Source organism: Ancylomarina salipaludis, assembly GCF_004122035.1.
Classification (GTDB): Bacteria; Bacteroidota; Bacteroidia; order Bacteroidales; family Marinifilaceae; genus Ancylomarina; species Ancylomarina salipaludis.
The window spans coordinates 90,575-105,697 of the sequence record NZ_SAXA01000002.1 but is presented as its reverse complement, the minus strand read 5'-3'; the positions used below and the strand labels follow the sequence as shown (position 1 = coordinate 105,697).

Genomic DNA, 15,123 nt, shown 5'->3' with positions numbered 1-15,123 from the left:
ATTACGCGCCGCCATCAAACTTTACAATAATTAAAAACAACTTTTCCCATCTGTCTTACATGAACTAAAGTCTGGCTTTTCACATAAGTTAATCCATTTTTATAGTTATCATAAGTAAGGTAATAACTATCCCGCAAACATAAGAAATCTATTTCAATATCTCTAATTTTATTTAATATAGATATGCACTAAATATCAAATCAAATCCTCAATAACAAGTGTTTACAGAAAATACCCATTACAATTAACCAATATCACATTTTAAATAAATTCCTTCAAATGGCAACAAGAACAGTATTTAACAGATCTAAGATTAATTAACAGTATACTCCTAACATTTTATTTAACTCCGGACAATCTGAATAAAATCATTTGAAACAATCATTATTTAGAAAAAACTATACAAATAAAAACCCGAAAGCGCACTTCAAAAACTGAAGCGCACTTTCGGATTTCATTTAAAATAAGTTCGTATCTACAAAACTAAAAAATTGCCTTGGCAATATCTCTGACACAATTACTAGCCATAAACGAATAAAAATGTAAGGAGGGCACTGCATGTTTTACAAGTTCCCTACTCTGATGAATCGCCCACTCGGTACCCAGAGCCTGAACCTGCTCATTGGTTTTGCATTTCCGAACTTCTGCGGCTAAAGCTTCGGGTATATCTACCTTAAAAACCTGAGGAAGCAAATTGAGTTGACTCAAAGCCGAAATAGGTTTTATTCCAGGAATTAATGGCACTGTAATACCCGCAGCACGAATCTTCTTCTCAAAGTCGAAAAATTTCTGATTATCAAAAAACATTTGCGTGACGATATATTCAGCACCGGCATCTACTTTCTTCTTCAGATAGTAAATATCCGAATCGAGATTGGGTGCCTCCTCATGCTTCTCAGGATAACCGGCAACGCCATATGAAAAAGGTGTTTCAAAAGCTTCGGTATGTGTGCCATCAAGATATTCCCCCCGATTCACCTGGTTCACTTGTTCAATAAGGTCTATGGCATAATTATGCCCTGATTCCCGAGTCGAAAATTCATGACGCCTTGACGAATCTCCTCTCAAAAGCAGCAGATCTTGAATATCAAGAAAATTTAAATCTATCAGTGCATTTTCAGTTTCTTCAGGAGTAAAACCCTGACAAATAACGTGTGGAACAACCGTAATTTTATACTTATTTTTTATGGCAGCAGCTACCGCAACAGTTCCCGGACGTTTATTTATCAACAGCTTCTGAAAAGTTCCGTTCTCCGCCTCAGCAAAAATAACCTCATCGCAATGCGAGGTGATATTAATATACTTGGGATCGAATTCTCTAAGCTTATCAATCGTATTAAATACCTTATAAATACTATTCCCCTTGCGAGGAGGAAGAAGCTCAAAAGAAAAATGTGTGGTTTTATTTTCGATAGCTTGATTGATGTGATCAATTACTTTCATGTGTTTTTTCAAAATATCAGGATGCTTGTATGATGAATGGTTCAAGCATCCTGATGGGTTAATAGTTAAATCAGGATATCACCTTTACTATAAAGAATGTAAATATTGCTGAGCTTGTTCTTCTGTTATATTCCGTCGCCGGGCGTAATCTTTAATCTGATCGTCCTGCACCTTGCCAATACTAAAATACAAAGCATCAGGATGAGCCAAATAAAGTCCACTAACTGTCGCTGTTGGATACATCGCAAAATTTTCGGTAAGCGTCGCACCAATGTTCTCCTCAACCTTTAAGAAATCCCAAAGCACTTGTTTTTCGGAATGCTCGGGTAATGATGGATAACCAAAGGCGGGACGAATTCCCTGATACTTTTCGCGAAGCTTTTCTTCAATTGTCAGATCCTCATCAGGCGCATAAGCCCAATCCAGTTTTCGAACCCTATCGTGAAGCAATTCGGTATAAGCCTCAGCCAATCTATCAGCCAGTATCTTAAGCATGATACTCTTATAATCATCCAAGTCCTCAGCATACTTCGCTAAACTCTCTTCTATCCCCAGACCTGCTGTGGCAACAAATGCACCAACATAATCGATACGACCCGAATCCAAAGGCGCAACAAAATCAGACAAACACAGGTTACTCAAACCTTTCGGAAACTTTTCCTGCTGTCGCAAATTGGTGAAGCGAGTCAATTCAGCACTTCGATTCTCATCGGCATAAATCACAATATCATCCCCCACAGAATTGGCTGGAAACAAACCATAAACTGCAGCAGCTTCTATCAAGTTTTTTTCTTCAATCTCATCCAACATCAAATTGGCATCGTCGAATAGTTTTTTAGCCTCATCCTTAAACTGAGCATCTTCCATAATTTCAGGATACATGCACTTCAGCTCCCAGGCCACAAAAAAGAAAGTCCAATCAATATACTTACGAATTTCACTCACCGGAAAATTGCGTTCTACTTGCAAGCCCAGTTTTTTAGGCTGATAAATAGGTGATGTTTTCCAATCAATTTTTTCCTTATTGGCTCTGGCTTCATCAATTGTAAAATATTCCGCCGACTTTTCTTTGGCATAAGCTTCACGTATCTCGTCGTAACGTTTGTGAACCTCCTTCAAATAGCTTTCCCGCTTATTTTTATCACACAGATTCTTGAAAACACCAACTGATTTTGATGCATCGCTCACATAAACAACCCCACCCGAATAATTGGGTTCAATTTTAACAGCGGTATGCAATTCTGAAGTTGTCGCCCCACCTACAACCAAAGGAATATTCAAAGCCAATCGTTCCATTTCGCTGGCTACAAAAGCCATCTCCTCTAGCGAAGGTGTAATTAATCCACTCAAACCAATAGCATCCACTTTCTCTTCAATGGCCACTTCCAGTATACGTGAACAAGGAACCATAACCCCGAGATCGACAAGCTCAAAATTGTTACAGCCCAATACAACACCAACAACATTTTTGCCGATATCATGAACATCGCCTTTTACGGTTACCATGAGGACTTTCCCAGTATGATTTGCAACCAGATTCTTTTTTTCTTCTTCGATAAAAGGTTGAAGATAAGCCACCGCCTTTTTCATCACCCGGGCCGACTTCACCACCTGAGGCAAAAACATTTTTCCTTCACCAAACAGATTGCCAACAATATTCATCCCATCCATCAAAGGCCCTTCAATCACCTCAAGGGCTTTGGGATAATTCTGCCGAGCTTCTTCAGCATCCACCTCAATATAATCGGTAAGTCCTTTTACCAATGAATAAGACAATCGGTCATGGCAAGACTTCTCTCTCCACAAATCTGTTTTAATCTGAACCTTACCTTCTGACTTAAGATTTTCGGCAAATTCAATCAACTGCTCAGTCGCATCAGGGCGACGATTGAGAACAACATCTTCAACTTTCTTTAAAAGTTCAGGTTCAATCTCATCATAAATCTGCAACATACCCGGATTAACAATACCCATATCGAGCCCTTCCTTAATTGCATAATAAAGAAAGACTGAATGCATGGCTTCACGCACCATATTGTTTCCACGAAAAGAAAACGACAGATTGCTGATTCCTCCACTTATTTTGGCATAAGGTAAATTGGTTTTTATCCACTTAACAGTCTTAATAAAATCGACAGCATAGTTGTTGTGCTCTTCAATTCCAGTCCCAATTGCCAATACATTAGGGTCGAAAATGATATCCACGGGAGGGAAATTCACAACTTCAGTTAACAGCTTGTAGGCTCTGCTACAAATTTCGATACGCCTCTCGTAAGTATCAGCCTGCCCTTTTTCGTCAAATGCCATGACAACAGCCGCTGCACCATATCGTTTTATCTTGCGTGCATATCTTATAAATTCCTGCTCACCCTCTTTCATTGAGATGGAATTCACCACACACTTGCCTTGTACGCATTTCAACCCTGCTTCCAACACCGACCATTTTGATGAATCGATCATGATAGGTACACGTGAAATTTCAGGTTCTGAAACCAAAAGCTTAAGAAAGGTGACCATTTCAGCTTCAGCATCCAACATGGCATCATCCATATTGACATCGATAATCTGAGCCCCATTTTCTACCTGGCTACGTGCAATGGATAAGGCTTCCTCGTATTTTTTTTCGCTGATCAGACGGGCAAACTTTTTAGAACCAGCCACATTGGTTCTTTCCCCAATATTCACAAAATTCGATAGGGAATTTATTCTTAAAAGTTCCAGCCCACTTAAACATGTTTCAGGTTCAATCACAGGCAACTGTCGGGGTTTTTCTCCATTCACAGCCTTGGCCAAAGCTTTGATATGTTCAGGTCGGGTACCGCAACAACCACCCACAATATTAATCTTCTCACCTTTCAATAAGGTTTTGAGATCGGCAGTCATCATTTCCGCCGTTTCGTCATATTCACCCAGCTCGTTTGGCAAACCTGCATTCGGATACACACTCACGTAAACCGGAATCAACTTATCCAGCTGTTCGATATAAGGAACTAAATCCTTGGCACCAAAAGCACAGTTCAAACCCAAACTTAAAAGACGATCGGTTTTCATCGACGTTACAAAGGCCTCAAGGGTTTGTCCTGAAAGTGTTCGACCGCTATTATCGGTAATGGTACCCGAAAGCATAATAGGAATATCAAGACCTCGTTCCGTCAGAATTTCATCTGCAGCGAAAACTGCCGCCTTCGCATTCAGCGTATCGAATATGGTTTCTATCAATAAAAGATCAACGCCACCATCAATCAAACCCCTAATCTGCTCGGTATAAATCCGAAGCAAATCATCAAAATTCACATCACGATAACCCGGATCCTCAACTTTAGGCGACATGGAGGCCGTTTTGTTTGTAGGACCAATAGCCCCGGCAACCCAACGAGGAGTTGAAGCATCTTCTTGCAAAACCTCATTGATGACCTCCCTCGCATTTTTTGCCGCTTCAAAATTCAATTCGTAAGCCAATTCCTCCAAGCCATAATCGATAAGAGAAATGGCATTTGAATTAAAGGTATTGGTTTCAATAATATGAGCACCTGCCTTTAAGAAATCTCTGTGAATCGATTTTATGATATCCGGTCGGGTAAGGGTTAACAAATCATTATGCCCTTTCTGATCGAAAGTCGAATGGGCAAATCGCTCACCCCGAAAATCTGATTCCGATAATTTAAAGGATTGAATCATGGTTCCCATGGCTCCATCCAAAACTAAGATCTGTTCCTTTAATATGTCCTTTATGGCTGTCATCTTATTGTCTTTTTTCTTGTAAACAACAGCAGTCCACCTCTGGAATAGTCTGACTGCCCTGGCTTAAAAATATAGCGGTGTTTTTATTTTTCTGCTCAATCAGAATTCGATGCTTCTCAGTAATCTCAGTAATTGTAGCCGGCGTATAATGCCGAACGGTTATCAATTCCAATCCATCCGTACGATACACGTCATACTTCTCTTTCAAATCTGTAATCAAATCGTTGACAAACCGATTGGAATGATTCACGCAAAACACAAAACTCACGGCAGTATTCTGCGTAAAATTCAATTTAATCCCATATTTATTTATCAAAGAAAATACGAAGAATAAATCATTCTCTCCAATAAAAGAAAAATTATGTGGCTCTATCGTAATTAAAATCTGCTTCTTCTTTACTATAAAGTTAGGCAATAATGGTTGAGGAAAATCGCCTTTTGTGATCAAAGTTCCTTTTTGTGATGGTTTAATAAAAGATTTTACTCTCAAAGGAATCGCCTTAGCCTGAAGTGGCTTTATTGTTTTGGGATGAATAACACTTGCACCATAATATGATAATTCAATCGCTTCCTGATAGGGTATTAGATCCAATTTCACGGTATCGCTAAAATAATCGGGATCAGCATTCAAAACACCCAAAACATCTTTCCAGATAATCATTTCATCAGCATTCAGCAGATAAGCTAAAATCGCAGCGGTATAATCTGACCCTTCGCGTCCAAGCGTACAGGTATACCCTTTAAAATCAGAAGCAATAAACCCTTGTGTGAGATACAAACTATTTTCCTCAGCTCTAAATTGAAACTTTACCTTTTCTTCAGAACTCTCCCAACAAATATTGGCATCGCGATATTTATCATCCGCATCCAGACAGGTTCTGATATCAATCCACTGATTCTTTTGTCCAACAAAATTCAAATAAGCAGATACAATTCGTGTTGACAGGAGTTCGCCATAAGCAATCAATTGATCGTATTCAAAATTGAAAGGCTGAGTAAAAGGTTGAGAGATTCGGGCTTCCATTTCTGAAAAAAGAGTCTGAATTTCAGTCAACAATTTCGTTGGAAATTCATCAAACAAATCAAGAATCAAAGTCAGATGATTCTGTTTTAATTCCTCCAATAAATCCTTTGCACTGGTTTTCTCTGCATAGTGAGCATCAATAATCTCTTCCAGCAAATTGGTCGTTTGTCCTATTGCCGAAACAACAACGGTTAAAGATCCATCCGCCTCTCCTATTATCTTGCTGACATTTCTTATGGCAGATGCATCTTTTACAGATACGCCCCCAAACTTATATATGATCATACTCTATGTTCGTTTTTAAAAGCGTCAGATGAATTCTCATCATCCTTAATTATTCATCCAATAAGTAAAAAAGAAAAACTACTCATCCCCCAAATAAGCCAGAAACAGATCCTTATCAACCAACTGATCTTTAATCTTGATCAAGTTTAAAAGATTGATCTGACCAATAACGTAGTTAAAATCTTTGCCTGTTAATGACTCTGAAATATCTGTGAATTCGAATAAATCGAGATCTTCTTTTTTCGAATATCTCAAGTAAATCTGAACCGACATATCATTGGTATATTCTAAACCACCATAATATTTCAGCTTTTTGTATTCGTACTTGTAATTATAGGCAAGAGCCGTCACATCAGAAAGCACTGCAGATCCTGTTGGATGAGATCCGGCCCCCTTCCCATACATAAACTGATTGTCGTAAAAATTCCCTTGAATCAACACCCCATTATAATGGTCTTCAACGGTGTAAGCATGTTCAGTAGGTTTCACAAACTTGGGTGCAATCAATAAATTCACATGCTTACCATTCACCTTTGTAACCTTACCCAGCAAACGAATTTTATACCCTTTTTGAGAAGCCAACTGAATATCCTGGGCTGACAATCGGGATATACCAATATTAAAAACCTGATCAGGATGAACAAACAGTCCAAAACCATGAACCGTCAGAATAATCAACTTGTAAAGCGTATCGAAACCTTCCACATCCGAAGTTGGATTGCTTTCGGCAAAACCCAATTCCTGAGCTTGTTTTAAAGCAACACCATAATCAAGATTCTCATTGAATATTTTACTTAGAATATAATTCGACGAACCATTCAAAATACCGCTAACCGATTGCAATAAGTCATTATCGTAATATTCTTCCAGATTTCGAATGATTGGAATACTCCCACAAGCCGATGCTTCGTAGAGAAAAGAAACCTTATGTTCCCACTGCAACTGAATCAACTCTTCGATATGATGAGCCAACATTTTTTTATTTGCCGATACCACATGCTTGCCATTTTTTAAAGCCGTTTTCACAATACGATAGGCATCATCTGCATCATCGATCAACTCTGCAACAACATTAATTTCAGGATCGTTCAGAATATCATCCGGATTCAAAGTCACGAATTCGGATGGCAAATCGCGTTCCTTAGTTGGATCCTTCACACAAACTTTTACAATTGAGGCATCGAGCCCCTTGGAATTTTTTAAAACATGAGCCAAACCAGAGCCCACAACACCAAAACCAAATACGCCTATTTTTAACGTCTTACTCATTACCTGTTTTATTTATAAAATGATTGAATAACTTTTGTTAATTGTTTTTGCTCCAGTAAAAAACCATCGTGTCCATAAAGCGAACTAATCTCAGCATACTGAGCACCAGGTATATTTTGTGCAACAAATTTTTGTTCTGCTATGGGAAATAATAGATCCGATTCAACACCTATAACCAAGGTTTTAACCTGAATCTGACTTAAGGCTTTTTCCGGAGAAATTCTTCCCCGACCAATATTATGCCCATCCATTATTTTTGACAATTCCCAATAAGAATAGGCATTGAAACGATTCGCCAACTTCAGCCCCTGATAATTTTGATAGGAGCTGGCCTTAAAATCATCCTGCTTATCTTGATCGGTCTCACTTTGGGTATCCTGATAGGTTTGATAATTTCTGTAACTCAACAAAGCGATGGAACGAGCTGTTTTCATTCCTTCCAAACCTGACGCATTGGTTGACTCCTTCCATGTAGGATCAACAGCAATTGCCATTCTTTGTGATTCATTAAACGCAATCCCCCAGGGAGAATGCTGAGCATTACTGGCAAGAAAAATCAAATGTTCGAGATTGCTATTCAGATTATATGCCCACTCCAAAGCCTGCATCCCACCTAAAGAACTTCCGATCAAAGTGTGAATTCGTTCTATTCCCAGCTCCAATCTCAATATCTCATGAGCAGCAACTAAATCGCGAACGGTTAAATTTGGAAACTCATGATAATAAGGTTTCCCAATCTCTTCACATACACTTAACGGCCCTGTACTACCATAACATGAACCCAAAATATTAGCACAAACGATAAAGTGCTCTTTGGGATTGAAATAATCATCTTCCCCAAACAAACCCGACCACCAATCGAAAACATCTGAATTAGCTGTGAGTGCATGGCACACCCACACAACATTATTCTTTTGCGGATCGTATTCACCATAAGTATGATAAGCAATGGTTAAATCCTGGAGAAGTTGTCCAGACTCAAGAATTAAACCTGCTTTATGTTTGTAATATTTTGGATTCACGATAGTCTATTTTTGTATTGTTGTCTTAATATTTCACGATTACTCCTGACTTGCCTTTATATAAGCTTGCAGCAAATCCGATTTGATATCTTCGATATGTTCAATTCCCACCGAAATTCTCAATAAGCCCGGTTCTACTCCCGACTCTTTTTGTTCTTCCAAACTCAGCTGTTCATGAGTTGTTGAACTTGGATGAATAATCAACGTTTTTGCATCTCCCAAATTGGCAACATGTGAAAGCAACTCAACATTATCAACCACTTTATCAGCAATCGCTTTGCCTCCTTTGACTTTAAAAGTCAAAACAGAACCCGCTCCTTTTTTAAAATATTTCTTCGCCTTTTCGTAATAAGGACTCGATGGCAAGCCCGGATAATTCACTTTTTCTACCCAATCCTGTTCTTCCAACCACTTAGCCAAAGCCTCTGTATTTTCAACATGACGATCCAAACGCAATGATAAGGTCTCCAAGCCCTGAAGCAGTAAAAATGAATTGAATGGACTCTGACTACAACCGTAATCTCTTAGCCCCTCAACACGAGCACGGATAGCAAAAGCAATATTTCCAAATGGGCCATCCGATCCGAAAATATCCCAGAATACCAATCCATGATACCCTTCGGAAGGCTCAGTGAATTGAGGAAATTTTCCATTACCCCAATTGTAATTCCCACCGTCAACAATAACACCTCCCACTGCAGTTCCATGTCCGCAAATCCATTTGGTTGCAGATTGAACAACCACATTGGCACCATGCTCAATAGGTCGGAATAAATAACCTCCTGCACCCAGTGTATTATCTACAATCAGTGGTAAATCATATTTTTTTGCTATCGCTGAAACCTTCTCAAAATCAGGGATTGAAAATTTTGGGTTAGGTAAAGCTTCAACATAGATGGCTTTCGTTTTTTCGTCGATTAAAGGCACAATTGTTTCAGGCTGATCGATGTCAACAAATCGACACTCAATACCAAGACGTTTAAACTGAACTTTGAATTGATTATAGGTTCCTCCGTAGATTTGAGCAGCACTCACAAAGTTATCTCCACATTCCAAAACATTGGTTAAAGCCAGAAACTGAGCGGCTTGCCCCGATCCGGTTGCAACAGCCGCAACACCACCTTCCAAGGCTGCAATTCGCTTTTCAAAGACATCGTTGGTTGGGTTCTGCAAACGGGTATAAATATTCCCAAATTCTTTCAAGCCAAATAAATTGGCTGCATGCTCAGAATTATTAAACGTGTACGCTGTGGTTTGGTATAAAGGAACGGCTCTTGAGTTTGTTACGGCATCAACTTCCTGACCTGCGTGCACTTGCAATGTTTCGTATCTTAAATTTTCAGACATAGCTATCTTGTTTTTAGGACAGCATATCCCCTTAAGGAATATCACTTTCCAATTATTTTTAATGAAATAAAATTGAATAGATGAGTTCCGGAATCTGAACTCATGTTGTCACAAACACATTAAAAGTTTGATGCACAAAGAATACAGGATGTATTAATCCTTTGATAATTGATTGTACAATTTCTTTGCTCTGATGAAAAATCAGGCACAATGAAATACTGAAAAAAAAACAAGTAATGAGTTTGAGTTCCCTTATCGGAGTTATTTTATACGCACCGGCATCTAAAAAAGGGGAAATTTTATAGACAGAATGCGTTATAGCATACGCATCATCATTTGCATTCGCATCATTTGAGTAGATGCACTAAAGATTTGCAAATGTAAGTTTAGCTCATGTTGAGCTACCTGATTGATGTTTTGATTTTCTGTCTTCATAGTTCCTAATTTATATTCACCAATTACTTGGTCAGGATTTGACACCTTTCGGTTTTGGAGCCGCGGTTGTCAGAAGGTCACAGAGCCTGTTCTCTCACTTCTTCTGTATAAATTATCACCTCAAAAAAAGAGGTTTCTTTGCTTATAACTGTTGGCAAATGTAAAAATGTTTTTTTATTTTCCAAATCACAGACTGTATTTTTCCATCTAAATAACAAATCCAATCATCACACAAATAACTTTTAGCCAATCAGTTATGTATTATTGTTATTTTTAAAATATTTTTCAAACCTTATATCTAGACCTATTGCACATCACGCACAGTTGTACAGATCAATCATCAAATCATAATCTTTAATCCTAATAATTCCCATTATCCTTCAATCAAAATATCATGATTATTGCAGGCAATCTATATAACAATATTTTTAAAATTATATTTAATTTTAAACAGCTCTATCTCAAAGTACGAAACCGTACACTCGTTGTTCGTCTTCGAACAAATAAAACAACAGAGCAAAAACATTACACATTGATTTCATGCAAAATGCACATTTCGGCATGATATATGATAAGAACTCCGATGTGCATTTTATCTCAGAGTTAGATAAAAGCTTTTGACTCTATTACTAAATTAACAAACTGAGACATGATAAAAAAGCTATTCTTCATTACAACTTTCTTAGTTGCATTAGCTAAAAGTCTTTTGGGGGCAGAAACGCCAACCTGGCTTCGCTATCCTGCAATTTCACCTGATGGAACAACACTGGTGTTTCAATACAAGGGAGATATCTTCAAAGTCGATGCAAATGGTGGTATGGCAACTGCCCTAACATCTAACTCAGCATATGACACTCAACCCGTTTGGTCTCCTGATGGTAAGACGATTGCATTCGCATCAGATCGATTCGGGAACTTTGATATTTTCACCATTCCTTCAGAAGGAGGCAGCCCTAAACGAATCACATTCTATTCTGGTAATGAGAAACCAAGTAGCTTTACACCTGATGGTCAATTCATTTTATTCTCAAGTCTTATCAGCGATACACCAGAGAATGCCATGTTCCCTTCCGGAGCTCTTCCTGAATTATACAGTATTTCAGTAAACGGTGGTCGCGAAAATCAAGTTCTAACTTCACCTGCTTTGTTTGCGAACTACAACTCAGATCAAAGCTTACTTGTTTATCAGGATCGCAAAGGTTACGAAGATCAATGGAGAAAACACCACACATCTGCCGTAACTCGCGACATTTGGATTTACGATGTAAAGAACAAAAAGCACTCAAAGTTCTCCTCATTCAAAGGTGAAGATCTAAATCCTATATTCAGCCCGGACAATAAAGATGTCTATTATCTTTCAGAGAAAAGTGGTAGCATGAACATTTGGAAAGCACCTGTTAATAATGCCAGCGATTTAACACAGATTACTCAATTTGAAAAACACCCTGTTCGTTTTATAAGTATTTCAAAGGATAATACACTTGCCTACTCATACAATGGTGACATTTATACTCAGGCAAACGGAGCAAAAGCACAAAAAATTGATATTACAATTAATACCGACATCAAAGAAAATCCAATCAGCTTCGAACGCATGAGAAGCGGTGCTGAAGAGATGGCTGTTTCTCCTGACGGAAAAGAAGTGGCTTTTATTATTCGTGGTGAAGTTTTTGTTACATCCGTTGAATATGGTACTACCAAAAGAATTACCAATACGCCCGAACAAGAGCGCGGTGTTAGCTTCAGTCCTGATGGCAAATCTTTACTATATGCCTCAGAAAGAAATGGTAGCTGGAACCTTTACCAAACCAAAGTTGTTCGCGATGTAGAAACCAACTTTGCAAACTCAACTCTATTGAAAGAAGAGGTGGTTCTTGAGTCGACACCTGAAACTTTCCAAGCCAAATTTTCTCCCGATGGAAAAGAAGTGGCTTTTCTTGAAGAACGTGTTATCCTTAAAGTGATCAATCTTGAGAGTAAAAAAATCCGTACCATCCTCGATGGCAAATGGAATTATTCATACAGCGATGGTGACCAGCACTACGATTGGTCTCCTGACGGAAAATGGTTTTTAGTTAATTTCTACCCACATACCCTATTCATGTCTGATGTTGCCCTGGTAGATGCTCAAGGTAACGGAACTATTAAAAACTTAACCGAAAGTGGTTATTCTGACAACTCTGCCAGATGGTCGCTTAAAGGTAAAGCTATGATTTGGTTCACTGATAAACGTGGTTACAGAAGTCACGGTAGTTGGGGAGCACAGAATGATGTTTATGCACAATTCTTCACTCAGGAAGCCTTTGACGACTTCAAACTTTCAAAAGAAGAACGTCAGATAAAAGAAGAGGTTGAGAAAGAAGCAAAAAAGAAAAAAGAAGAAGCTGAAAACAAAGACACAGATAAAAAGAAAGATAAAAAAGACAAGAAGAAAAAGTCTGACAAAAAAGATGAGAAAAAGAAAGAAGACCTAAAAATTGAATTCTCAGGTCTTGAAGATCGTCAGGTTTGTCTAACAATAAATCCGTCGAAACTTTCGGATGCAATTTTAACCCCTGATGGTAAAAAACTATTCTATCTAAGCAAATTCGAAAGCGGATACGACCTTTGGGTAAATGACTTAGTGGAACATGAAACAAAAAAAATACTATCCCTAAATGGTGGTGGCGGTGCAATGCAGTTTGACAAGGAAGCTAAAAATCTCTTCTTAATGTCAGGACGTAGTATTATTAAGGTTGATGTTGCAAGCAATAAGCGTAAAGATATCAGCTATAATGCAGAAATGTATTTGGATAAAGCTGCTGAACGCGATTATATGTTTGAGCATGTGTGGCGTCAAATGAAAAAGAAATTCTACGATCCTAAACTACACAATGTTGATTGGGATTTCTACAAAGCAGAATACAAGCGTTTTCTACCTCATATCAACAACAACTACGATTATGCAGAAATGCTAAGCGAATTATTGGGTGAACTCAATGCTTCACATACCGGATCAGGCTATCGCCCTAATTCTAAAAATGGTGACAAAACAGCAAATCTGGGAGCATTCTTCGACTGGAATTACAAAGGCGATGGTTTAAAACTTGCCGAGGTATTGGAAAAAGGGCCTTTAGATAAAGCGGATTCTAAAATTAAAGCAGGTGTAATCATCGAAAAAATTGACGGCGTTAGTCTGAATAAAAACACCAGTTATTACCCTCTATTGAATCATAAATCCGGAAAACAAGTCCTATTAAGTCTTTACAATCCTACAACTAAAAAACGTTGGGACGAGACTGTTAAGCCTGTTTCAGGAATTAGTGAGTTACTTTACGAACGTTGGGTTAGAGAGAACCAAAAGAAGTGTGATAAACTTTCGAATGGCAAAATTGGTTATGTTCATGTACAAGGGATGAACTCGGAAAGTTTCCGTAAAGTTTATTCAGAAATGTTGGGTAAATACGGAAGTCGTGATGCCATTATCGTTGACACACGTTTCAACGGTGGCGGATGGTTGCACGACGATCTTATTACCTTATTAAGCGGTAAGGAGTATGCAAAATTCAGTCCTCGTGATCAGTTATTCGGTTCAGATCCAATGTCGAAATGGAAGAAACCATCTGCGGTACTTATCAATGAAGGAAACTACTCAGATGCCTGCGCTTTCCCATTTGCCTACCAGTATCTTAAGATTGGTAAACTAATCGGAATGCCAGTTCCCGGAACAATGACAGCTGTTTGGTGGGAAACACTTCAGGATAAGAGCCTTTATTTTGGTATGCCACAAGTTGGCATTAAAGATATGAAAGGTGACTATATTGAAAATCAGCAAATAGAACCAGATATTAAAGTTAAAAATGATCTTGAAATGGTGACTCAAGGTGAAGATCAACAACTTGAAGCAGCGGTTAAACATCTACTTCAAAATTTATAAGATAGTTTGTTATAAACCTCATCTTCTCAGTAATGAGAGATGAGGTCATTTAAAATGAGAACGGTTAATAAAAAAAAAAGAATGGCTAGTCGGGATGACTAGCCATTCTTTTATACTTTTAATTCTATTCTTATTTAAATAGCCGAATAAGTTCTTCAAGCTTCAATCCATCGACATGAACACTTATCTGTGCCTGTTTATAAAACGGTAATCTTTCTTCAAGATGATTGGCAATATAAGCTTCAAGTTCACTTTCAGGAATAGCTTGCACAATAGGACGGGTTCCTTCAGATTTTAAAATATTCTGCTTTAAAATTGAAGGTGATGCCATTAAATACAGTGTTTTACCCATGGCATTCATTTTTTCCATATTATTATGAAAGCAAGCTGCTCCACCACCCGTTGAAATTACAGTGGACACTTTGAGAGTCGCTAAAGAATCCAGAGCAGACTGCTCACGTTCGCGAAAATATGTTTCACCAAATTGTTCAAATATCTCAGGTATACTTAAACCTTCTCGTCTCTCAATAAGTTCGTCCAAATCGATAAAATCATAATTCAATTTGGCTGCCAATGATTTCCCCCAATAGGATTTTCCACAGCCCATATAACCGATTAGAAAAATATACTTAGTGACCATC

The 15,123-nt window shown here is 38.2% G+C and carries 8 protein-coding genes and 1 riboswitch; of the genes, 1 reads left to right on the top strand and 7 read right to left on the bottom strand.

The features are described 5' to 3' along the window. Positions 1–483: 483 nt before the first annotated feature. The 6 genes from metF to EO244_RS02625 all read right to left on the bottom strand — a co-directional run bounded on the left by metF (position 484) and on the right by EO244_RS02625 (position 10,131). A complete protein-coding gene (gene metF, locus EO244_RS02650) occupies positions 484–1,443 on the bottom strand; it encodes a methylenetetrahydrofolate reductase [NAD(P)H] (RefSeq protein WP_129252678.1) in 960 nt (319 codons plus the stop codon). 87 nt (positions 1,444–1,530) lie between these two features. Next, positions 1,531–5,184 carry a methionine synthase gene (gene metH, locus EO244_RS02645; protein WP_129252676.1) on the bottom strand — a complete coding sequence of 1,218 codons (3,654 nt, stop codon included), beginning with the start codon at positions 5,182–5,184 and terminating at the stop codon, positions 1,531–1,533. A gap of 1 nt (position 5,185) precedes the next feature. Beyond that, positions 5,186–6,493: an aspartate kinase gene (locus tag EO244_RS02640; protein WP_129252674.1), complete on the bottom strand. Its 1,308-nt coding sequence runs from the start codon at positions 6,491–6,493 to the stop codon at positions 5,186–5,188. Between the two features lie 78 nt (positions 6,494–6,571). Beyond that, a complete protein-coding gene (locus EO244_RS02635) occupies positions 6,572–7,762 on the bottom strand; it encodes a homoserine dehydrogenase (protein WP_129252672.1) in 1,191 nt (396 codons plus the stop codon). 8 nt (positions 7,763–7,770) lie between these two features. Beyond that, the gene (locus EO244_RS02630; RefSeq protein ID WP_129252670.1) at positions 7,771–8,784 is read right to left on the bottom strand and encodes a homoserine O-acetyltransferase family protein; all 1,014 of its coding nucleotides are present in this window, start codon (positions 8,782–8,784) and stop codon (positions 7,771–7,773) included. Between the two features lie 39 nt (positions 8,785–8,823). Then, positions 8,824–10,131: an O-acetylhomoserine aminocarboxypropyltransferase/cysteine synthase family protein gene (locus tag EO244_RS02625; RefSeq protein ID WP_129252669.1), complete on the bottom strand. Its 1,308-nt coding sequence runs from the start codon at positions 10,129–10,131 to the stop codon at positions 8,824–8,826. A gap of 442 nt (positions 10,132–10,573) precedes the next feature. After that, positions 10,574–10,680: riboswitch (SAM riboswitch) on the bottom strand. Between the two features lie 535 nt (positions 10,681–11,215). Here EO244_RS02625 and EO244_RS02620 point away from each other — a divergent pair. Continuing rightward, on the top strand, positions 11,216–14,482 hold the full coding sequence (locus tag EO244_RS02620) for a S41 family peptidase (protein WP_206734461.1): 3,267 nt from the start codon (positions 11,216–11,218) through the stop codon (positions 14,480–14,482). A gap of 130 nt (positions 14,483–14,612) precedes the next feature. Here EO244_RS02620 and EO244_RS02615 read toward each other — a convergent pair whose 3' ends face one another. Continuing rightward, the gene (locus tag EO244_RS02615; RefSeq protein ID WP_129252667.1) at positions 14,613–15,122 is read right to left on the bottom strand and encodes a shikimate kinase; all 510 of its coding nucleotides are present in this window, start codon (positions 15,120–15,122) and stop codon (positions 14,613–14,615) included. Between the last annotated feature and the right edge of the window lies 1 nt (position 15,123).

Coding starts and splice junctions, on each gene's coding strand:
- metF (WP_129252678.1), bottom strand. CDS start 1,443: ATGAAAGTAATTGATCACATCAATCAAGCTATCGAAAATAAAACCACA.
- metH (WP_129252676.1), bottom strand. CDS start 5,184: ATGACAGCCATAAAGGACATATTAAAGGAACAGATCTTAGTTTTGGAT.
- EO244_RS02640 (WP_129252674.1), bottom strand. CDS start 6,493: ATGATCATATATAAGTTTGGGGGCGTATCTGTAAAAGATGCATCTGCC.
- EO244_RS02635 (WP_129252672.1), bottom strand. CDS start 7,762: ATGAGTAAGACGTTAAAAATAGGCGTATTTGGTTTTGGTGTTGTGGGC.
- EO244_RS02625 (WP_129252669.1), bottom strand. CDS start 10,131: ATGTCTGAAAATTTAAGATACGAAACATTGCAAGTGCACGCAGGTCAG.
- EO244_RS02620 (WP_206734461.1), top strand. CDS start 11,216: ATGATAAAAAAGCTATTCTTCATTACAACTTTCTTAGTTGCATTAGCT.
- EO244_RS02615 (WP_129252667.1), bottom strand. CDS start 15,122: ATGGTCACTAAGTATATTTTTCTAATCGGTTATATGGGCTGTGGAAAA.